The organism is Stappia stellulata, assembly GCF_020176715.1.
Lineage (GTDB): Bacteria > Pseudomonadota > Alphaproteobacteria > Rhizobiales > Stappiaceae > Stappia.
In genome coordinates this window covers 254601-275439 of sequence record NZ_JAIVMF010000001.1, presented here as the reverse complement: position 1 = coordinate 275439, position 20839 = coordinate 254601, and the positions used below count along the sequence as shown (strand labels likewise).

Annotated in this window: 22 protein-coding genes; 14 read left to right on the top strand and 8 right to left on the bottom strand. The window is 65.2% G+C overall.

Features of this window, described 5'->3' with window-relative positions:
* Positions 1–180 precede the first annotated feature (180 nt).
* On the top strand, positions 181–795 hold the full coding sequence (locus tag LC092_RS01350; RefSeq protein ID WP_224804288.1) for an extensin family protein: 615 nt from the start codon (positions 181–183) through the stop codon (positions 793–795).
* A 116-nt stretch (positions 796–911) separates the two neighbouring features.
* A complete protein-coding gene (locus LC092_RS01345; protein ID WP_224804287.1) occupies positions 912–1148 on the top strand; it encodes a hypothetical protein in 237 nt (78 codons plus the stop codon).
* A gap of 15 nt (positions 1149–1163) precedes the next feature.
* On the opposite strand, the gene LC092_RS01340 is transcribed toward LC092_RS01345, so the two are convergent.
* Positions 1164–1805, bottom strand: coding sequence for a GntR family transcriptional regulator (locus LC092_RS01340; RefSeq protein WP_224804286.1), 642 nt, complete (start codon positions 1803–1805; stop codon positions 1164–1166).
* 87 nt (positions 1806–1892) lie between these two features.
* On the opposite strand from LC092_RS01340, the gene LC092_RS01335 reads away from it, so the two are divergent.
* Positions 1893–2081: a dihydrodipicolinate synthase family protein gene (locus LC092_RS01335; protein ID WP_412103503.1), complete on the top strand. Its 189-nt coding sequence runs from the start codon at positions 1893–1895 to the stop codon at positions 2079–2081.
* A 282-nt stretch (positions 2082–2363) separates the two neighbouring features.
* The gene (locus tag LC092_RS01330; RefSeq protein ID WP_224804285.1) at positions 2364–3869 is read left to right on the top strand and encodes an aldehyde dehydrogenase (NADP(+)); all 1506 of its coding nucleotides are present in this window, start codon (positions 2364–2366) and stop codon (positions 3867–3869) included.
* A 12-nt stretch (positions 3870–3881) separates the two neighbouring features.
* Here the strand turns inward: LC092_RS01330 and LC092_RS01325 are convergent, their stop codons facing one another.
* Genes LC092_RS01325 through LC092_RS01300 form a run of 6 tightly spaced genes read right to left on the bottom strand, consistent with a single transcriptional unit; the run spans position 3882 to position 9195 of the window.
* Positions 3882–4748 carry a DMT family transporter gene (locus LC092_RS01325; protein ID WP_224804283.1) on the bottom strand — a complete coding sequence of 289 codons (867 nt, stop codon included), beginning with the start codon at positions 4746–4748 and terminating at the stop codon, positions 3882–3884.
* 25 nt (positions 4749–4773) lie between these two features.
* On the bottom strand, positions 4774–6180 hold the full coding sequence (locus LC092_RS01320) for a dipeptidase (protein WP_224804281.1): 1407 nt from the start codon (positions 6178–6180) through the stop codon (positions 4774–4776).
* Positions 6177–6932: an SDR family NAD(P)-dependent oxidoreductase gene (locus tag LC092_RS01315; protein WP_224804279.1), complete on the bottom strand. Its 756-nt coding sequence runs from the start codon at positions 6930–6932 to the stop codon at positions 6177–6179. The genes LC092_RS01320 and LC092_RS01315 overlap by 4 nt, the downstream gene beginning before the upstream one ends.
* On the bottom strand, positions 6923–7942 hold the full coding sequence (locus LC092_RS01310; protein ID WP_224804277.1) for a ketopantoate reductase family protein: 1020 nt from the start codon (positions 7940–7942) through the stop codon (positions 6923–6925). Before LC092_RS01310 ends, LC092_RS01315 begins: the two co-directional genes overlap by 10 nt.
* Positions 7924–8640 carry a creatininase family protein gene (locus tag LC092_RS01305; RefSeq protein WP_224804275.1) on the bottom strand — a complete coding sequence of 239 codons (717 nt, stop codon included), beginning with the start codon at positions 8638–8640 and terminating at the stop codon, positions 7924–7926. Before LC092_RS01305 ends, LC092_RS01310 begins: the two co-directional genes overlap by 19 nt.
* Before the next feature lie 6 nt (positions 8641–8646).
* Positions 8647–9195 carry a MarR family winged helix-turn-helix transcriptional regulator gene (locus LC092_RS01300; RefSeq protein ID WP_224804273.1) on the bottom strand — a complete coding sequence of 183 codons (549 nt, stop codon included), beginning with the start codon at positions 9193–9195 and terminating at the stop codon, positions 8647–8649.
* A 255-nt stretch (positions 9196–9450) separates the two neighbouring features.
* Between LC092_RS01300 and LC092_RS01295 the strand changes: the two genes are divergently transcribed.
* The 5 genes from LC092_RS01295 (at position 9451) to LC092_RS01275 (ending at position 14973) form a co-directional block, all read left to right on the top strand.
* A complete protein-coding gene (locus LC092_RS01295; protein ID WP_224804271.1) occupies positions 9451–11034 on the top strand; it encodes an ABC transporter substrate-binding protein in 1584 nt (527 codons plus the stop codon).
* A 99-nt stretch (positions 11035–11133) separates the two neighbouring features.
* Positions 11134–12108 carry an ABC transporter permease gene (locus LC092_RS01290; protein WP_224804269.1) on the top strand — a complete coding sequence of 325 codons (975 nt, stop codon included), beginning with the start codon at positions 11134–11136 and terminating at the stop codon, positions 12106–12108.
* Complete coding sequence (locus LC092_RS01285) at positions 12105–12989, top strand: ABC transporter permease (RefSeq protein WP_224804267.1); 885 nt, start codon at positions 12105–12107, stop codon at positions 12987–12989. Before LC092_RS01290 ends, LC092_RS01285 begins: the two co-directional genes overlap by 4 nt.
* Positions 12986–13987 carry an ABC transporter ATP-binding protein gene (locus tag LC092_RS01280; protein WP_224804265.1) on the top strand — a complete coding sequence of 334 codons (1002 nt, stop codon included), beginning with the start codon at positions 12986–12988 and terminating at the stop codon, positions 13985–13987. Before LC092_RS01285 ends, LC092_RS01280 begins: the two co-directional genes overlap by 4 nt.
* Entirely contained in the window at positions 13984–14973 is a 990-nt protein-coding gene (locus LC092_RS01275) for an ABC transporter ATP-binding protein (RefSeq protein WP_224804263.1), read from the top strand. The genes LC092_RS01280 and LC092_RS01275 overlap by 4 nt, the downstream gene beginning before the upstream one ends.
* 22 nt (positions 14974–14995) lie before the next feature.
* Here the strand turns inward: LC092_RS01275 and LC092_RS01270 are convergent, their stop codons facing one another.
* Positions 14996–16048, bottom strand: coding sequence for a LacI family DNA-binding transcriptional regulator (locus LC092_RS01270; protein ID WP_224804261.1), 1053 nt, complete (start codon positions 16046–16048; stop codon positions 14996–14998).
* On the opposite strand from LC092_RS01270, the gene LC092_RS01265 reads away from it, so the two are divergent.
* The 5 genes from LC092_RS01265 to hisD all read left to right on the top strand — a co-directional run bounded on the left by LC092_RS01265 (position 15972) and on the right by hisD (position 20836).
* Positions 15972–16376 (top strand): hypothetical protein, encoded by a 405-nt coding sequence (locus tag LC092_RS01265; RefSeq protein WP_224804923.1) that lies wholly within the window; start codon positions 15972–15974, stop codon positions 16374–16376. The genes LC092_RS01270 and LC092_RS01265 overlap by 77 nt on opposite strands.
* Positions 16377–16411: 35 nt before the next feature.
* Entirely contained in the window at positions 16412–17554 is a 1143-nt protein-coding gene (locus tag LC092_RS01260; RefSeq protein ID WP_224804259.1) for a TRAP transporter substrate-binding protein, read from the top strand.
* 117 nt (positions 17555–17671) lie between these two features.
* Entirely contained in the window at positions 17672–18178 is a 507-nt protein-coding gene (locus LC092_RS01255; RefSeq protein ID WP_224804257.1) for a TRAP transporter small permease, read from the top strand.
* Positions 18179–18187: 9 nt separating this feature from the next.
* Positions 18188–19516, top strand: a complete 1329-nt coding sequence (locus LC092_RS01250; protein ID WP_224804255.1) for a TRAP transporter large permease — start codon at positions 18188–18190, stop codon at positions 19514–19516.
* A gap of 12 nt (positions 19517–19528) precedes the next feature.
* A complete protein-coding gene (gene hisD / locus LC092_RS01245; protein WP_224804253.1) occupies positions 19529–20836 on the top strand; it encodes a histidinol dehydrogenase in 1308 nt (435 codons plus the stop codon).
* The last annotated feature ends 3 nt before the right edge of the window (positions 20837–20839 follow it).

The window sequence follows — 20839 nt, the reverse complement described above, 5'->3', positions numbered from 1 at the left end:
GGTGCAAGGGATGGAGTTTGGTGCCCGGAGAGACGCGCAGATGCAGCGCGTCGTGACGCTCGGGCCGGAACCCGTGCATCGACCGTCACGCGCCGCACGCGCCATTTGCGCGCGCTCGGTCTCGTGGTCCTTTCCCTGTGTGCCGCGACAGGGAGCGCTGCGGGTGCCGGCGGCCAGGCCGTGGCGGATCCGGTTCCGCTGCCTCAGCCCAAGCCTGTCGAAACGGTCGCAAACAACGACGCCCCGCCGCAGGCTGCCTCGACCTGTGCTGTGCAGCTCGCCGAGGCCGGTGCGGTTTTCCGCTCTCTTCCAGTGCCCGATCCCGGACCTCTCGGGTGCCGGATCGACGACCCTGTCCAGCTGGAGCGGATCGGCGATACCCGGTTGAGCCCTGCGGCGACGCTGTCCTGCACGACCGCCCTGAAGCTGGTGCGGTTTGTCCGGAAGCCGCTGAGGGAAGAGGTTCGCGCCACGATGAACACGGAGATCGCCATGTTGCATGTCGCCGCCTCCTACGATTGTCGCGGACGCAACCGGCAGGCGGGGGCGAAGCTGAGCGAGCATGGCTACGGGCGCGCAATCGACGTTCGCGGGCTGACCCTTGCAGATGGCGGCGACTGGGCTGTATCGCCACGGGACCCGAAGGATACCTCGCCCGCGGCCCGGTTCCAGCGGCGGGTCCGGGCGCTCGCCTGCGGTCCCTTCACCACGGTTTTGGGGCCGGGGTCTGATGCCTATCACGACGACCATTTTCACTTCGACCTGGCGCCGCGCAACGCCGCCTATTGCCGGTAGCCGCGCACGGCTGGTCACTTTTGGCGCAGCGGCGGTCTGTCACATGGTGCCGGAGGCGACCTACGCCGAAATACGTACTTGAGGGGCAATATGGCTTGAACCCAGGACGGAAAGACATGCTGAATTTGGTCTATCGCATCCCGCTTGTCGGGCTGTTCATTCGCAGTGCCGTGCAAGGCTCCTATGCCGAGCGGCTGGCCTTCGCGATCAATATCCTCGCGCTTTTCGGCATCTGCGTCGCGATCTTCGGCTACCCGGTGATCATCGTGGCGGCCCTTGTGATGACCGCCGTCATGTTCACGATCATCGTCGGGGTGACATCGCAGGCGCTCTGGTCGCGATCGGTGGACTGAGCATCCCAGGCTTCGCTACCGCACGAGCGAGCGCGCTTTGGAATTCAACGCCTCCATGAGTGCGGCCATGCTGCGCTCGGCGGCCGCTTCGTCGTGTCGGGTGATGTCCTTCATCACCTGCACATGCAGGGCCGCCGACGCGCCCAGGTCCCGGTCCGAGCTGTAGCGCACCCAGAACCGGCGGGAATGGGTCTGCAGGGGGGAGAGCATCTTTCCCAAAAACGGATTGGCGCAAGCCGTCTCGAGAATGGCGTCGAAGGTCTTGTCGGCCTTGAGAAAAAGCGGGACGTCCGCCGTCCGCGCCGCCGTCTCCATCGCTGCGGCGCACTCGGCCAGGCGCTCGCGGTGGGAGGCGTCCGCGAAGCGGGCCGCCTTTCCGGCAAAGATCGGTTCCAGCGCCAGGCGCGGTTCCAACACGCGCAGATAGTCTTCCGGGCGGATATCCGAAATGCGGATGCCCGAGCGCGGCACGATCTCGAGCAGCCCCTCCCAGGAGAGCCGCTGGATCGCCTCGCGCACCGGCGTGCGGCCCAGCCCGATCTGTTCGATGATCTGCTTTTCCGTAAGCGCGCTGCCGGGCCGCAGCGCGAGGGACACGATTTTTTCCTCAAGACAGAGATAGGCGGCATGCGCCTGAGACGTGTTCGGTCTTTCCAACGTGTCACTCCGTGTGGCGTCCGACCGAATTGATATATCAGGGGTTGATGCCGCGCAAGCGCATGTGAATATCATTGATATATCAATATGGGGGCAGCTCGCACGTGGCGTGGCGTTTTCCCGGCGGTGCCGACGAAATTCGCGAGCGATGACGCGCTCGACGCACAGGAAAGCGAGCGCTGTTTCACGCTCCGGATGGAAGCAGGCGTCGACGGCTTCATCGTGTGCGGCTCGCTTGGCAAGGCGATGACGCTGGAGCCTGATGAAAAGCTTTAGACCCTTGCCTTGGCGAGTTCCGTGACGGGTCTCGTCGCGGCGTTTCCCAAGAGACTGTCGCGATCTGCAAGCCGGTGGAGACGGCTCTGGAGCCCCGCCCGGACCCGCCGTCGCTGGGTCCGAGCAGTCCGTCAGCTCGAAGGCGAAGGGGCAATCCTCGAATTCGCGGAGACTGGCGGTTTCGTAAGATCCTGCTTTGCTTTAGAAATTCGTGCAAACAACGAACGTCGCGGGGGACGGTAAAGTCCCTCGCGTTTTGGCATTCAACAGACGAGGGCACTCATGATCATCGGCAAGCATCTGATCGCGGGCGAATGGGTCGGCGGCGACGCGACGTTCCAGTCCGCGCCGGTTTCCGGAGAGGCGCTGGCCTTCCCGGTCGGTGGCGCCGCCGAGGTCGATGCCGCCGTACGCGCGGCGGAAGAGGCGTTCTGGTCGTTCGGCTACAGCGAAAGAAGCGCCCGGGCCCGGTTCTTGCGCCGTGTCGCCGACGAGATCGAGGCACGCGGTGCGGAAATCACCGAGATCGCGACGCGGGAATCCGGGCTGCCCGTGCCGAGGATCGAGGGCGAGCGCGGCCGCACCACGGGGCAACTGCGGCTGTTCGCGGATCACATCGAGGCGGGCGCCTATCTCGACCGCCGGCATGATCCGGCACTCCCCGACCGCAAGCCGCTTCCGCGCCCCGAAATCCGGCTGCTTCAGCGGCCGATCGGGCCGGTCGCGGTTTTCGGCGCGTCGAATTTCCCGCTGGCCTTTTCGGTCGCTGGCGGCGATACCGCCTCCGCGCTGGCCGCCGGCTGCCCCGTGGTGGTCAAGGGCCATCCCGCTCATCCCGGCACCAGCGATCTTGTCGCGCAGGCCTTTGCCGCCGCGATTGAAGCCGAGGGGATGGATCCCGGCGTCTTCTCGCTGATCCAGGGCAACACCAATGCGCTCGGCGCGGCCCTGGTGCAGCATCCGCTGATCAAGGCCGTCGGCTTTACGGGATCGCTCGGCGGCGGGCGTGCGCTCTTCGACCTTTGCGCCGCGCGCGACGAGCCGATCCCCTTCTACGGCGAGCTTGGTTCGGTCAATCCGGTGTTCGTCCTGCCGACGGCGCTTGCGGCGCGCGGGGCCGACATTGCCAGCGGCTGGGCCGCGTCGCTGACCCTGGGCGCCGGGCAGTTCTGCACCAATCCCGGCGTGGTGATCCTGCAAAAAGGAGCTCAAGCCGACGCCTTTGTCGCCGATGCCGTCGCGAGCCTGTCCTCGGTCGCAAGCCAGACGGTTCTGACCGAGGGGATCGCCTCGGCCTTCGCATCGGGACGGGCACGCGTGCGCGACGTGACGGGAGTCGAGGCGCTGTTTGAGGGGAGCTGCGACACCCGGGCGGTCACGCCGCAGCTTTACCGCGTGGCGGGCAAGGATCTGCTTGCCAGCAATGCGCTGCTGCATGAGGTCTTCGGCCCGCTCGGGATCGTGGTGATCGTGGATGACGGTGACGAGATGCTGGCGATTGCCCGCATGCTGGAGGGGCAGTTGACCTGCACCCTGCAGATGGATGCCGCCGACACCGAGATGGCGTCCCGGCTGATGCCGGTGCTGGAGCGCAAGGCCGGGCGTATTCTCGCGAACGGCTTTCCGACCGGGGTCGAGGTCTGCGATGCCATGGTGCATGGCGGGCCGTATCCGGCCTCGACGAACTTCGGCGCCACCTCGGTCGGCACGATGGCAATCCGCCGGTTCCTGCGGCCGGTCAGCTATCAGAACCTGCCGGCCGACCTGTTGCCGGCCGACGCGCGTTGAGGCGAGAGGGGCTTATCGGTGCGGGGCGGCGAGCCCGCGCCGGTGCTCGGCGCGTGCCACATAGATCGTGCTTGCCACGATGATCGCCATGCCGAGCACCGTGTTCCAGGCCGGGATTTCCGCAAACACGAGGTAGCCCGCGGCGACCGCGAAGACGAGCCTGAGATAGGGGAAGGGGGCAAGCGCCGACACCTCGCCGGCGCGATAGGCCTCGATTGTCAGCCACATGCCGCCGGCCCCGACGAGCCCGGCCGTGGCGAGCAGCAGGAACCCGGTGTCGGACAGCGGCTGCCAGTTGGCGCTGGCGAAGGGCAGGGTGCCGAGCGTCGTCACCACGCCGATGTAGAACATGATCGTCGGCGTCTTCTCCGTACGTACCAGAATCCGGTTCATGATCACCAGCACGGCGGCAAGGGCCGCGCTTGCGATCCCGAGAAGCACTGCCGGCTCGAAGGAGGCAGGCGTTACGCCCGCGGCAATCACCACGCCTGCGAAGCCGACCAGCGTCGCGATCCAGCGCGCGGCGCCGATGCGCTCGGCCAATACGGGTGCCGCCAGCAGCGCGACGAAGAGCGATGTCGAGAAGGTCAGCGTCGAGGCAAGCGCCAGGTCGAGCAGCAGGAAGCTGATGTAATAGAGCGACCAGACGCCGAGGCTGGTCAGGCCGCGGGCAATCTGTAGCCCCGGGCGTTTCGTTCCGAAGCCGCCGCGGGCCGCGACCACCATCGCCGTGCCGAGTAGCAGCTGCGCGAAGGCCCGGAAGAAGACGATCTGGGATGTCGCCGCCGCATCGCCGGCAAGCCGTACAAGCAGCACCTCGCCGGTGAAGACGGCGGCGGCGAGCATGAGCAGCAAGGCACCCTTGAGATTGCCGCTCATGGCCGCATCCCGTGCTGTCGCCGGCTCACGTCGACGCCTTGTAAGGGGCGTAGAGATCCGGCGTCTGGTCGCCCAGACGGCGAATGAAGTCCACCCAGGCGACCACACCGTCGTCGATGGCGCTGAGGCGGAAGAACTCGTTGGGCGCGTGAAAATCCTCGTCCGCCGTGGAAAAGGACATGGTCACCGTGTCGAGCCCGAGCGCGTCGCGGACGATGTCCGAAAGCGGAAGCGTTCCGCCCATGCGCACCCGGACAGGCGGCTGGGCGAGGGCGGTCTCAAGCGCTGCTTCCGCCGTCAAGAGCAGCGGGTGATCGGCCGGAACCGTATAGGCCGCCGTGCCGCTGTCACGCATGTCGAGCGTCAGCTCCACGCCCGGCGGGCAATGACGGCGCAGGTGGTCTTCAAGCAGGCGCACCGCGCGTGCCGGGTCCTGGCCGGGGCCGAGGCGGGTGGTGATCTTGGCGAAGGCCTCGCAGGGCGTCACGGTCTTGGAACCCTTGCCCTGATAGCCGCCCCACATGCCGTTGACCTCGACCGTCGGTCGGTACCAGAGGCGCTCCAGCGCGGTAAATCCGGGTTCGCCGTGGCTGTCCGCCCCGATCCCGGCAAAGAAGGCCGCCTCGTCGAAGGGGATCTCTGCAATCCGCTCGCGCTCTTCTGCGGCGAGCGGGGTGGCGTCATTCGCAAAGCCTTCGACCGCGATGCGACCGTCGGCGTCGTGGAGGCTCGCAAGCAGTGCCGCCATCTCGTGCAGAGCATTGCGCACGGCGCCGCCGAAACGCCCTGAATGCAGGTCCTTGGAGGCGGTTCTTAAAGCGACCTCGCAGCGCAGGCTGCCGCGCGAGCCGACGTTGATGCTGGCAAGATCGGCGCGCCAGCGGGCGCCGTCGGCGGAAATCACCGCGTCGGCCTGAAAGAGATCGCGGTGACGCTCCAGGATGTCGCCGAGCGTGGCGCTGCCGATTTCCTCCTCGCCCTCGATCAGCAGGCGGACATTCACCGGCAACTTGCCCTCGCCCGCGAGAAAGGCGGAGAGCGTTTCGATGGCGATGGAGACCGGGCCCTTGTCGTCGGAGACGCCGCGACCGTAGAGCCGTTCGTCGCGGATCTCGGGTGCGAAAGGCTCGGAGTGCCAAAGCACGAGCGGATCCGGCGGCTGGACGTCGTAATGGCCGTAGACGATGAAGGTCGGCGCGTTCGGCGCGCCGAGCCATTCGGCATAGACCGCCGGATGTCCGCCGGCATCGATCTCCCGCACGCCGTCAAAGCCGGCCGCGGCAAGCCGCTCCCGCAGGATCGAGCGGGCACGGGCCATGCCGTCCGCGTAGGCCGGGTCGGTGCTGACGGAGGGCGCGGAAACGAGCGTGCAAAGACGCTCAAGGATACCGTCGCGGTCGCCTTGCAGTCGGGTGAGGACGGGATCGCTCATGCGCGGCCCCCGTCGACGCTCAGGATCTGCCCGGTGATCCAGGCCGCCTGGTCTGACGCCAGGAAGAGCGTTGCGGCGGCGATATCCTCCGCCGTGCCGAGGCGCCGGGTGTGGATGGATTGCACGAGGCGCTGCTGGCCGTCGGCGCCCATCGCCTCCCACTGACGCTCGGTGGTCGGATTGGAGCGCACGAAGCCGGGGGCGACGGAGTTGACCGTGATGCCCTGCGGCCCGAGTTCCAGTGCAAGCTGGCGCACGATGCCAACGAGTGCGTGTTTGGCGGCCGTATAGGCCTGAATGCCGGTCAGCGACGGGCGCAGGCCCGCACCCGAGGCAATGGCGACGATCCGTCCGGCGCCCTTGTCGCGCATATGCGGAGCGCAGGCCTGCGCCAGCCAGAAAGCGGCATCGACATTGGCCCGGAAGATCTCGTGCCAGGCGTCCTCGTCGATCTCTTCCAGCGGACGCCCGGCCTGGCCGCGCGTGCCGCCGGCGGCATGCACCAGAATATCCGGTGCCTTGCCCTGGCCGGCGAGGTCGCCGACCATCGCGTGCACCGCGGCCCGGTCGCCAAGGTCGACGCCGAAGCAGTCCGCGTCGAGGTCCTTGGCGGAAGCGGCAAGCCCCGCCTCGTCGATGTCGACGAGGGTGAGGGAGGCGCCGGCCTGCTGCAGGCCGAGGGCGATGGCGCGCCCGATTCCCTGCGCGGCGCCGGTCACCAACGCGCGCTTTCCGGCAAAATTCAGCTGCATCGGGAAATCAACTCCTGAAGGGTCTCCGGCGCTTGCGGACGCCGTCCGTCCTCGATGTCATGGATCAGATCGACCACAGCCCGCAGTGCCGGCGTCTCGACGCCGGCTTCCTGCGCCAGACGCACGATGGTGCCGATCTGCTGGTCGACCTCGGTCTTGCGCTTGCGCACGGCAAGGTCGCGCCAGATCCCGGTGTGGGTCTTCGCCGTCTTGCTGGTGAACCCGACGAGCGCCTCGATCGAGGCATCGGTGACCTCGTCGGTGGCTTCCGGCGCAAAGGCGGAAGGGTCGAAGCCGTTGAAGCCGCGCGGCGTCACGCCGCGCGCGCGGGCAACGGCCATGACCTCGCGCCCAAGCGCGCGCCAGGCCGGACGGCGGTCGGGATCCGCGAAATTCGCCGCCATGGAATCGTCGGTGAGGGCGGTGCCGAAGAGCATCGCGCCATAACCGAGCTTGCCCCAGAGCCAGCCCCAGATGTCGTCGCTCAACACGGCGTCCGGCTCGAAGATCTGCATCAGGCGGAACATGTCGCGGGTGCGCTCGCGGATCGATCCGTCGATCTCGCCGATCACGACGGCGCCGCGATTGCCGAACAGGATCTCGCCCGGGCCGTGCCAGTCGCCGCCGAAGTTGACGAAGGCGCCCATGGTGCGGTCGGCGCCGACGACCTCGGCGATCTCCAGTTCGTTCAGGCCGTTCTGGGCGGAGAGGACATATCCGTCCTCGGCGAGGAACGGCTTGAGGGCTGTGGCAGCGCCGAGCGTTGCCTGCGCCTTCACCGCCAGGACGACGCGTCGGTAGGTGCCCGAAAGCTCCTCGGGCGTCACACACGGCACGACCTGGCGGAATTCCTCCACGGGGCCGGTGATCGACAGGCCGGTCGTGCGGCATGCCTCCACGTGTTCGGGAACGATATCGACCATCACGACGTCTTCGCCCGCGCGGGCCCAATAGGTCCCGAGCGTTCCGCCGATGGCGCCCGCGCCCCAGATCAGGATCGGGTCGGCCATGGTCCCTCCAGAGCGTCTCGCACTTCCGCAACGCCGGTGTTCCAGATGTCGAGCATCACGGCATCGTCTTTTTGATAGTCGCCGCCGAAGGCGCCGTCGCCGAGCAACTCGCGGGCAAGGACGGGTTCGGCCGCCTTGGTCGCGACCATGTCGGGTGCGGGCTTGGGCGTCGCCGGGCGCGGGGCAGGCGCATGGGCCAGCCGCGTCCAGGGGTAGTTTTCCATCCAGTTGGCATGGCTGCCGCTGGGGTCGACCGACTGGACCTTCGCCCATGTTTTCGGGGCGCTCCACCAGTTGTGGAACTTGATGCTCAAATGCGGAGAATCGATCATCAGCTCGTTGGCGACGGCGCCGGCCGGCTGGTTGCCGCCATGGCCGTTGACGATCAGGATCCGGCGGAACCCGGAGCGGTCGAGCGAGGCGATGACGTCTCGGATCACGGCCGTCAGCGTTTCCACGCGCAGCGTGATCGTTCCGGGATAGCCCGCAAAATAAGGGGCGAGCCCGAAGGGCATCACGGGAAAGACGGGAACCTTGAGCGGTTCGGCCGCCTCGACGGAAACGCGCTCCGCCAGGATGGAATCGACGCTCAGCGACAGCTGGGCATGTTGCTCGGTCGAGCCGATGGGCAGAATGCAACGGTCGTCCTCCGCGACCCTCGCCTCAACGTCCATCCAGTTCATCTCACTGATGCGCATCGCAGTTCACTCCACACGACGTGTTTGTTTTTTTGGCTGATCCCCGTCCGTCTCGATGCGGGCGGGCCAGCGGGTTGAGGCCATGACCAGTTTGGCCATCAGGCCGGACAGCGTCTCGCGTTCTGTTTCGTCCAGCGCCTCGAGCATCATGTGCTCGTAGTCGACGAACCGCGGGAGCGATTCATTGAAGAGGGTGCGTCCGGCCTTCGTCAGCCGAAGCACGTTGCGCCGCCGGTCGGCGTCATCGGAGCTGCGTTCAATCAGTCCGAGGCCGACGAGTTTCTGGGTGGCGCGGCTGAGGGTGTTTTGCGGAAAGCCGGAGGAGATCGCGATGTCGCGGGCGACGGAGCCGTCCTTCAGTCCGAGCGAATAGATCACCACATATTCCGGCCGCGAGAGGCCGTAGGTTCGCTCCACCCATTCGTAGAGCGGGACGTTGTAGCGCAATGCCAGATAGTTCAGCCGGTAGGTGAGCCAGCAGGGATTGTTCCACAGCTTCGCCGCCGTCATCTCGTCGAGGTCGGACAAGGGCGCGCCGGGTGACATTTCGGGCATCGCGCTCTCCGCGATGCTCGTGGTTGCGGATGCGATACCGACCTGGTCCGCGCGTTTCCGCCGTGCTCGTTCTGGCTCCATGCCGAAAATCTCTGCCTTCAAAATCGACTTGACGGCACCAGAGTGGCCCATCATTCTGAGATAAACAAGTTCCATTTGGAAATATACAAATAGGAACTAATCCAGATGGAATCTGTTGAACTCACGGCGGCGGCACGGTCGCTTGCCGCATGAGGGGAGAGGAGCAACTAAGCCATGAAACGACACTCGAAAGCCTTTGCCTTTGCCGTGGCCCTGTCTGCGGTCGCGACAACGGTGAGCGCCGCGGACCTGACCGTCGGCGTGCGCGGCGGACCCGAATCGATGGACCCGCATTATTCCGCGCTGGGATCCCAGGCCGATGCGGTGAAGCACATCTTCGATCCGCTGGTGTGGACCGGGGATGACCTGCAGCTGGAGCCGGGTCTTGCCGTCTCCTGGAAGCCGGTCGATGAGGACACCTGGGAGTTCAAGCTGCGCGAAGGCGTGAAATTCCACGACGGTTCCGATTTTACCGCCGAGGATGTGAAGTTCTCGATCGAGCGCATCCCGAGCGTTACCGGCCCGACCACGACGGAGATCTATGTCCGCCGGGTCAGCGAGGTCGAGATCGTCGACGACCACACGCTGAACATTCACACCAATGGTCCGGCGGCGACCCTGCCGTATGACTTCGTGCGCCTGTTCATCGTCTCCGCCGATGCGGCGAAGGACTACTCCACCTCCGAGACCTCGGCGGAAGGCTTCAACTCCGGCAAGGCGGCAATCGGAACCGGCCCGTTCAAATATGCGTCCTGGTCGCCGAAGGGCGATCTCGTGCTTGAGCGGTTCGACGACTACTGGCGCGGCCCGGCTCCCTGGGAGACGGTGGTGCGCAAGGAGATCTCCGATGATGCATCGCGTCTTGCCGCGCTCAAGGCCGGCGATGTCGACGTGATCAACTACGTCTCCTCCGCCGACTATCTGGCGCTGGATTCCGATCCCAATATCGCGACCTTCATCGGTGATTCCGTCTATGTGATGAACCTGCAGCTCGATCAGCGCGAGGAAACGCCGAAGGTGCGGGCCAAGGACGGCAGCGCGCTTGCGGAAAACCCGCTGCGGGATCCGCGCGTGCGTGAGGCCATCGATCTGGCGATCGACCGCGAAACCATGGTCGAGATCGTTCTTGAAGGTCTCGGCAAGCCGGCCAACCAGATGATGCCGGAAGGCTTCTTCGGCTATTCCGACGACATTCCGACCCCGGAATACGACGTCGACAAGGCGAAGGCGCTGCTGGCGGAGGCCGGGTATCCGGACGGGTTCCAGATCGACCTCTATTGCACCAACGACCGTCTGCCGGGCGATGGCGCAATCTGCGAGGGGCTTGGCCAGATGTTCGCCCAGATCGGCATCGACACCAACGTCAATGCCATCTCCAAGACCGTCTACTTCCCCACGCAGGCGCGCAAGGAATACTCGGTCTTCATGAACGGCTGGGGCACGCTCACCGGCGAGGCTTCCTACACGCTCGGCTCGCTGGCCCATTCGCCGAACGACGAGGTGAAGATGGGGGCGTTCAACCGCATCGAATACAAGAACGATGAGGTCGACCGCCTTCTCCAGGCCGGTGCGCAGGAACTCGACGCCGACAAGCGCAAGGCGCTCTTCGAGGAAGCGATGGAAAAGACGATGGCCGACCGTGCCTACATCTCCATCGTCGTTCTGCAGTCGGTGTGGGCCGGTGACAAGGACAAGGTCGTCGTCACCCCGCGCGCCGACGAGGAAACCCTTGCCTATTACATCAAGCCGGCGAAGTAAGCCGTTGGCATAACGGGCGGTCGCGGCACGTGCTGCGGCCGCCTCTCCATTCGTCCGTCATCACCTTCATCGTCTGGCACGACCCGAGACTGGACCGAAATGTCGAGCTTTCTTCTGAAACGCCTGCTCCAAGGGGTCGTCATCATGGCGGCGATGTCGGTGATCGTCTTCGCCGGCGTCTATGCCATCGGCAACCCGCTCGATGTATTGATACCGCCGGAGGCGACCCAGGACGTGCGGGAGCGCACGATCGCCCGCTTCGGTCTCGACAAGTCCCTGGTCGAGCAATATTTCCTGTTCATCTCCAATCTGCTCAAGGGCGATCTGGGGCTGTCCTACATCTACAACGAGCCTGTGCTCAGCCTGATCGGCAACCGCCTCCCGGCGACGCTCGAACTCGTGCTCACCGCCGTTCTCGGCGCGACGCTGATCGGCGTGCCGCTCGGCATCTACGCCGGCTACAAGCCGCATGGCTTTGCGGCGCGCGCGATCATGGCGATTTCGATCCTCGGGTTCTCCGTGCCCACCTTCTGGGTCGGGCTGATCCTCATTCTCACCTTTGCCGTCTCGCTTGGCTGGCTGCCGTCGGGCGGACGCGGCGAAACGGTGGAGTTTCTGGGGATCGAGTGGAGCGTGCTGACGCTGAACGGCTGGTCGCATCTCGTCCTGCCGGCGATCAATCTGGCGCTGTTCAAGCTTGCCATCATGGTGCGTCTGGCCCGTGCCGGCACGCGGGAGGTGATGCTCTCCGACACGGTGAAATTCGCCCGCGCCGCCGGCCTTTCGGAAATGACGATCCTGTCGCGGCATGTGCTGAAGCTGATTTCCATCCCGATCGTCACGGTCTTCGGGCTGGAACTGGCCTCGACGCTCGCCTTCGCCGTGGTCACCGAGACGATTTTCTCCTGGCCGGGCGTCGGCAAGCTGATCATCGATTCCATCAAGAACCTCGACCGCCCGGTGATGGTCGCCTATCTCATCCTCACGGCGGGGCTCTTCGTCACCATCAACCTGTGCGTCGACATCGCCTATGCGCTGCTCGATCCGCGCCTGCGGCGGGGCAGAGCCGAATGACCGATAAAGCCGTTTCCCCCTGGCGCAACCTCTGGGTCCGCTTTCGCGAGGACCGAATTGCGCTCGCAGCGCTGGTGGTCGTCGGCATCATCTTGCTGCTGGCCCTTTTTGCGCCCTTCATCGCGCCGCAGGACCCTTACGACCTGTCGGGCCTGTCGCTTCGCGATGCGCGGCGTCCGCCCGGCTGGGTCGGATCGGGCGGATATGTCCATTGGCTCGGCACCGACGCGCAGGGGCGCGATCTGCTGTCGGCGATCCTCTACGGTCTCGGCGTGTCGATCCAGATCGGCATCTTCGCCGGCGCCGTCGGCCTGGTCATCGGAACGACCATCGGCATTCTGGCCGCCTATCATCGCGGCTGGTTCGAGACCGTGCTGATGCGCATCATCGACCTTCAGCTGTCGTTCCCGCCGATCCTGCTTGCGCTGGTGCTGGTCGCAGCACTCGGACAGGGCAAGGCGCAGCTGATCGCAGCACTTGTCGCTGCCCAATACGCCTATTTCGCGCGCACGGCCTTCGGTGCCGCCTCGGCGGAACGCTCCAAGGACTACATCGAGGCGGCGCGTGCCACACCGCTCTCCAACACGCGCATCGTGTTCCGCCACATCCTGCCGAACGCCATGCCCGCGCTGATCGTCGTCGCGACGGTGCAGGTCGCCTATGCCATCGCGCTTGAATCGACGCTGTCGTTTCTCGGGCTCGGGCTTCCCGTCACCGAGCCCTCGCTCGGCATGCTGATCTCCAACGGCGTGAAATACATGATGTCCGGCCGCTACTGGATCTCGGTCTATCCGGGGATCGCCCTGATCATCCTGATCGTTGCCATCAACCTTGTCGGGGATCATGTCCGCGACATCCTGAACCCGAGGCTGAACCGATGAGCGGCGCATCCCCGACCACGAGCGATGCGCCGATCCTGGAGGTGAGCGACCTCACCACCCAGTTTCACACCCGCGCCGGCGTGGTGAAGGCGGTCGACGGCGTGTCCTTTTCGCTCCACAAGGGCGAGATCATCGGTCTTGTCGGCGAATCCGGGTCCGGCAAATCCGTGACCGGCTTCTCGCTGATCGGTCTGGTCGACCCGCCGGGCCGGGTCGTTTCGGGATCGGTGAAACTCGACGGACAGGAACTCGTCGGGCTGAGCCCGGCTGCGCTTCGCAAGGTGCGCGGCGCGCGGATCGCCATGGTGTTCCAGGACCCGATGATGACGCTCAACCCGGTGCTCACCATCGGCCAGCAGATGCAGCTGGCGCTGAACGCCCATGAGAAGCTGTCGAAAAGCGCAGCCCGCGCGCGCTCCACCGATGCTCTCACCCGGGTCGGTATCCCCGACGCCGAGGCGCGGCTCGATGCCTATCCGCATCAGTTCTCCGGCGGCATGCGTCAGCGCGTCGCCATTGCGATTGCCCTGCTGCATGGCACGAGGGTGATCGTCGCGGACGAACCGACGACCGCGCTCGACGTGTCGATCCAGGCGCAGATCCTGAGCGAGATGCGCGAACTTGCACGCGAGATGGGGACCGCGCTGGTGTGGATCAGCCATGATCTCTCCACCGTTTCCGCACTCGCCGACAGGATCCTGGTCATGTACGCCGGGCGGATCGTGGAGGAGGGGCCGACGGCGCAGGTCCTGCGGGCACCGCGCCATCCCTATACCGCCGGCCTGCTGCGCTCGCTTCCGGCGATGGCCGAACCCGGCACGGATCTCGAGCAGATTCCCGGGACGACGCCTTCGCTCCTGAACCTGCCGCAGGGTTGTCCGTTCCGCCCGCGCTGCGACCGCGCGACGGATCTTTGCAGCGAGGCGCCGCCGATGACCCCGGAGACCGGGCGCGGATACCGCTGCCATCATCCCCTTCTGGACGGAACACCCGCATGAGCGATGCCTTCATCACCATCGAGGATGTCTACAAGCGGTTCGCGCCGCGCGTCACGCTGACCGACAAGATCGTCGCGAAGCTCGGCGCCAAGGTCGACATGCGCCCCGTGCGGGCCGTGGACGGCGTGACGCTTCGCGTTGAACGCGGCAAGACGCTCGGGCTGGTCGGGGAATCCGGGTGCGGAAAGTCGACGCTTGGACGGATGATCGCCGGGATCATGGAGCCGACTTCGGGCGAGGTGCGTCTCGACGGCGAACCGGTGATGAAGGACGGCAAGAAGGCGGGGACCCGCATCCAGACGATCTTCCAGGATCCCTTCGCCTCGCTCGATCCCCGCATGCGGGTCGGCGATATCATCGCCGAAGGGCCGATTGCCCACGGGCTGACCACAAAGGCCGATGCCAAGGCCTATGTCGCCGATTATCTGGAACGCGCCGGTCTCGACGGCTCCTTCGTCGACCGGTTTCCGCATCAGTTTTCGGGCGGTCAGCGCCAGCGGATCGCGATCGCCCGCGCCCTTGCCATGCAGCCGGACGTTCTGGTCTGCGACGAGCCGGTCGCCTCGCTCGATGTGTCGATCCAGGCGCAGATCGTCAATCTGTTCCTGAAACTGCGGCGGGAGATGGCGATCACGCTGGTGTTCATCTCGCATGACCTGTCGGTCGTGCGGCATGTTTCCGACGACGTGGCGATCATGTATCTGGGCCGGATTGTGGAATCGGGAAAGACCCGCGAGATCTACGCCAATCCCAAGCATCCCTATACGCAAGGCTTGATGGAGAGCGTTCCCAAACTGCGCGTGGAAGAGGATGAACTCGTTCACTTCAAGCCGATCCTCGGGGAAATTCCGTCGCCGCTCGCGCCGCCGCCGGGGTGCCACTTCAATCCGCGCTGCCCCATTGCCGAAGCGGTCTGCCGCACCGACGATCCGCGCCTGCGGGTCCTGTCCGGCGATCACGAGGCGGCCTGTCACCTGGCCGGCTGAACAGGTCGAAGCCGCGTCCGCGTTATTCCGCGGCCACGGTCGGCTGAAAGCCGGGCGCGGCGAGGGACGCGCGCTCGACGATATAGGTTTCCAGATTGACTTGCTGGGCCGCAGAATTGTCCCGGACCTGCGCCAGCAGCACTTCGGCGGCAAGCCCGCCCATCTGGCGGTGCGGCACATGCACCGTGGTCAGCGCCGGCTGGATGACCGTCGCCAGTTCGATATCGTCGAACCCGGTGATCGAGACGTCGGCCGGAACCTTCAGGCCAAGCTCATGCGCCGCGCGCATCGCGCCGGCGGCCAGCACGTCATTGCCGCACATCACCAGCGTCGGGCGGGGGCTCTCCCGCATCAGCTCGACGAAGGCGTCGCGTCCGCACTGGATGGAGTATTTCGTTTCCAGTACCGGCATGGCCGACGGGTCGAGCCCGGCCGCCTCGAGCGCGGCCCGCGCACCCGCCACACGGTCGCGGGCGCGGTCGTTGTTTTCGGTATAGGCGGAGATGAATGCGATCCGCCGGTGCCCGAGCCCGATGGCCCTGGCGGCCAGCTCGCGGGCGGCGGCCTGGTTGTCGAAGCCGACGCAGGAGAGGGCGGAGACACCCGTCCCGGACCAGGCGATCACCACCGGGATATGCCGTTCCTTGAGGAAGTCGTAGATCTCCGGGTCGCGCTCGGCGCCGATCAGCAGGATGCCGTCCGCGCCGCGGGCGATCATGGTGCGGATCTGGTCTTCCTCGATTGCCGGATCGTAGGACGAGCTTGCCACCAGCATGGTCGCGCCATTGGCGACCAGAACCTTCTGAAATGCCTCGAGGCCGCGCGCGAAAATGGCGTTTTCCATCGTCGGGATAACCGCGCCATACGTGTTGGTGCGCTTGGCGGCAAGCGCGCGGGCGCCGAAGTTCGGCGAATAGCGCAGCGCGCGAACGGTTGCCATCACGCGCTGGCGCGTGCGTTCGGAAACCTGATCCGGTGAGTTCAGGCTGCGCGAGACGGTGGCGGTGGATACGCCGGCGGCCCTGGCGACATCTTCCAACGTCGGCAGATCGGACTTTGGCGGTTTCAGCTCCATCGTCGGCAAGGACCCCTGTTTGGGTCCAGATATACTGGGTTTTGCCAAATCCGCAAACGGCGCAATTCCATGGGTGGAAAAGCTTGCAATTCTAAATGTAAGCGCTTACAAATGGGGCATCGGCGTTGGAGGACGCCGAAGGGAGGTCTCGATGTTTTTGATATTGGCCGCGATTTCGTTCGCCATATTTTTCGCGAATGTGTTGTTCGCATCCGCCGGATGGGTGTCGCCGCTGGGAAATCTCGGCGAGTTGGCCCTTCTGGTTGTCGCAACGGTTTGTTTCGTTGTCGCCGTGCTTCAGGCTGAAAAGCGCGAGTATCAAAAATAACAATTCTTCAAGGTTGCTGACTGGGAGGAAAGCACATGACTGCAGACGACACGATTCAATCGGCCGAGCGCCGGAATTTTCTCAAGCTGACCAGCGCTGGCGCCTTTACCGCCGCGATCGTCGCCGGCGCAGGTGGCATGCTGTGGTCGTCGGAGGCTGCCGCCCAGACCGCCAAGGAAGAGCGGGAGCGCGAGGCCGCGGCCGAGCACGTCATGACCATCGCCACGGCCTATGTGCTTGGCGCGTCGCGCAGCTATCCGATCCTGCAGCTCGACCTGAAGGAAAACATCCAGAACGCCACCAACGGCAAGGTCTATGTGAAGCTCGCGCCGGGCGGTCAGCTCGGTGCCGGTGGCGCGCTTGTCCAGAAGGTGCAGGGCGGCACCATTCAGGCCGCGCAGCATTCGATCTCGAATTTCGCGCCCTTCGCGCCGGCCGCCGATCTGATCAATCTTCCCTATTTCTGCGGATCCAACCAGCGGTTCGTGAACCTCGTGAACTCGAAAGCCTGGAAGGATCAGGTGCATCCCAAGGTCGAGGCCAAGGGCTTCAAGCCGCTCTTTTATGTGGTGATCGATCCGCGCGTCGTCGCCGTGCGCAAGGGCGGCAATGTGGTGATGACGCCGGGTGACCTGTCGGGCGTGAAGTTCCGCGTGCCGGGCTCCGAGATGCTGCAGCAGTACTACCGCCTTGTCGGCGCCAACCCGACGCCGGTTGCCTGGGGTGAAACGCCCTCGGCGATCAAGCAGGGCGTTGCGGATGCGCTCGATCCGTCCGTCGGCGCGCTCTACGTCTTCGGCTTCAAGGACATCCTGAGCCATGTGACCTTCACCCAGGCGGTGCCCGACAGCCAGATCTACTCGTGCAATCTCGAGTGGTTCAACAGCCTGCCGGCCGACGTTCAGGAAGGCATCGAGTTTGCCTCCGAGATCACCGCGCAGCAGAACCTCGCCAAGGTTCCCGCTGCCCGCAACTACGCGATGGCGGAACTTCGCAAGTCCGGTGTCGAGTTCCATGCGCTCAGCGACGACCAGCTCGCCGAGTGGAAGGAGGCCGGCGGCTACCAGCGCAGCGAGTGGGACGGATTCAAGGCCGATCTCGCCGGTTCGATGGACACCTTCGCGAAGTTCGACGAGGCGGCCGGCACCATGGGTCGCTACTACGTCCACGACGCCTGAGGGCGTGGATGATCCGGCCGGCGCCGTTTCCGGCGCCGGCCCCAGCTCCAGACGCACATCGCCTGCGGACCCTGTCCGCCAACGGCACCTTTGTGCCTGAAACCGGGTGCAGCGACCATGTTGAAAACCCTGAATGCAAACGCGGAGCGGTGGGCGCTTCTCGGCTTCTACGTCATGCTCGTGCTGACGATGGCCATCGAGGTCGTTCGGCGGGAGGTCTTTGCCTATTCGTCGATCTGGGGCGAGGAAATCGTCCGCTACTCGTTCATCTACCTCGCCTGGATCGGTGCCGCCTCGGCAGTGCGCGAGCGCGCCCATATCCGCATAGATGTGATCCTTCACTATCTCGGGCCGCGTGCGAAAGCCTTCATCTACATCCTCGGCGATGTGGTGATGTTCGCGGTGGCTCTGGTCGCTCTCTACTGGTCGTTCGAGACAGTTCTCGTGTCCTGGAAGTTCGGGTCCGTCACCGACGGTCTGAGGGTGTCCAAGGTGTGGTTCCTGATGGCCGTGCCGGTTGGCTTTTCGCTGATGGTCGTTCGACTGCTTCAGTCATTCGCCCACGATCTTCAATCCCTTCGAACCGGTGCGCCGGTCTTCGAAGGCAACAAGATGTTTGATTGAGGGCGCGCAATGCTGTGGCAACAACAACTCAACACGGTCGAGCTTGGCTGGGATTTCTACCTGCCGGTTCTGATCTTCGTCGTGATGTGCGCGCTTGCGATCCCGGTGTGGGCCGCGATCGGTGCCGCCGCCATCGCCATGCTCTATCTTTCGGGCGCGCTGCCGCTCTCGCTTTTGGGGGAATCCCTCTTTGACGGGATCGACGCCTTCGCGCTGACCGCGATCCCGCTGTTCATCCTCACCGGCGACGTGCTCGTGCGCACCGGTCTCAGTCGCAAGTTCCTGGATGTCGCCGAGGCGCTGACCTGCTGGACCAAGGGCGGCTTCGGCTCCGCGACGGTGCTGGTCTGCGGCATGTTCGCCGCGATCTCCGGCTCGGATGCTGCCGGAGCGGCTGCGGTCGGGCGCATGACCATCGCCCGGCTGGTGGAAAGCGGCTATCCGCGTCCCTATGCCTGCGCGCTGGTCGCGGCCGGTGCCTGCACGGGCATCCTGATCCCGCCGTCCATCGCCTATATCATCATCGGTCTCGTGCTCGGCATCTCGGCGTCGACACTGTTTCTCGCCGCGGTCATTCCGGGCGTCGCGATCCTGCTTTCCATCCTGATCACCAACATCGTGATGAACCGCATCTACTCCTTCGAGGGCGGCGGTCAGATGACATTCGGCGAATGGGCTGCGCGTCTGGGAACCACACTCAAGTCGGGCTGGTATGCCTTTCTCGTGCCCGGGATCATCTTCTACGGGATTTTCTCCGGCCGTCTGACGCCGACGGAAGCCGGCGCCACGGCGGTGATCGTGACGATCATTCTCGGGTTCATCCTGAAGACGCTGAAACTGTCCGACTTCCCCTCGATGCTGATCAGTTCGGCCAAGGTGAACGGCGTGATCCTGCCGATCATCGCCTTTTCGCTGCCGCTCGCTCAGGCGCTGGCGATCATGGGCGTGCCGCAGGGCTTCGTGGCAGCGGCAACCGGCATTTCGGAAGACCCCACGGTTCTGATCATCATGATGATCCTGATCCTGGTCGCGGCCGGCTGCGTGATGGAGACAACGCCGAACATCGTGATCCTGGCGCCGATCCTCAAGCCGCTCGCCGACAACATCGGCATGAACGAGATCCAGTTCTGCATCATGATGATCACGGCTCTGGGCGTCGGGTTCATCACGCCGCCCCTTGGACTGAACCTCTTTGTCGTCTCGGGCCTCACCGGTGAATCGATCCTCAAGATCGCCGTCTACGCCGTGCCCTTCGTCCTTTGCATGCTGATCGTGGTTCTGTTGATCGCCTTCGTTCCGGCGATCTCCACGACGCTGCTGCCAGCAATCTACCAGTAGGAGCCGTTTCGGATGTCCCGCAAATATCTCAAGAAAGCCGATCTCACGCCGACCAGCGGTGCCTCCGACGTGCGTGACACGGTGCAAGCCATCCTCGACGACATCGAGACCCGCGGCGAGCCGGCAGCACTGGAATATGCCGCGAAATTCGACCGCTACGACGGCGCCATCAAGCTCACGCGCGCCGAGATCGACGCGGCGATCGCCAAGGTTCCGGAAAAGCTGAAGAAGGATATCCAGTTCGCCCATGACAATGTCCGCCGCTTTGCCGAGGCCCAGAAGGCGACGCTCAAGGACATCGAAGTCGAGGTGGTTCCGGGCCTTGTTGCCGGGCAGAAGAGCATCCCCGTGCGGGCTGCCGGCTGCTACATCCCGGGCGGGCGCTACAGTCACATCGCGTCTGCGATCATGACGGTGACGACGGCAAAGGTCGCCGGTTGCGGCAGCATCACCGCCTGTTCGCCGCCGCGCCCAGACGTCGGCATCGCGCCCGCGATCATCTATGCCGCTGACCTCTGCGGCGCGGACACGATCCTCGCCATGGGGGGCGTGCAGGGCGTGGCCTCCATGGCCTTCGGCCTGTTCGATCTGCCGAAGGCCGATATTCTCGTCGGTCCGGGCAACCAGTTCGTGGCGGAAGCAAAGCGCATTCTCTTCGGCCGCGTCGGCATCGACATGTTCGCCGGCCCGACCGACAGCCTGATCCTGGCCGATGAAACGGCGGATCCGGAGATCGTCGCCGCCGACCTCGTCGGTCAGGCGGAGCATGGCTACAATTCGCCGGTCTGGCTGGTGACGGACAATGAGCCGTTGGCCCGCAAGGTGATGGAGATCGTGCCGCGCCTGATCGCCGACCTGCCGGAGATGAACGGCAAGAATGCCGAGGCGGCCTGGCGCGATTATGCCGAGGTGATCGTCTGCGACGACCGCGAGGAAATGGCTGCCACCTCCGACGACTACGCGCCGGAGCACCTGACGGTGCAGGCGCAGGACCTCGACTGGTGGCTGGAACGCCTGCAGTGCTACGGCTCGCTGTTCCTCGGCGAGGAAACGACAGTCGCTTTCGGCGACAAGGCGTCGGGCACCAACCACGTGCTGCCGACCTCGGGTGCGGCGAATTACACCGGTGGCCTGTCGGTCCACAAATACATGAAGATCGTGACCTGGCAGCGCGCTACCCGCGACGGCGCGAAGCCGGTTGCCGAGGCAACCGCGCGGATCTCGCGGCTTGAGGGCATGGAAGGCCACGCCCGCACGGCGGACATCCGGTTGAAGAAATATTTCCCCGATGAGACCTTCGACCTGACCTCGGGGATGTGAGAG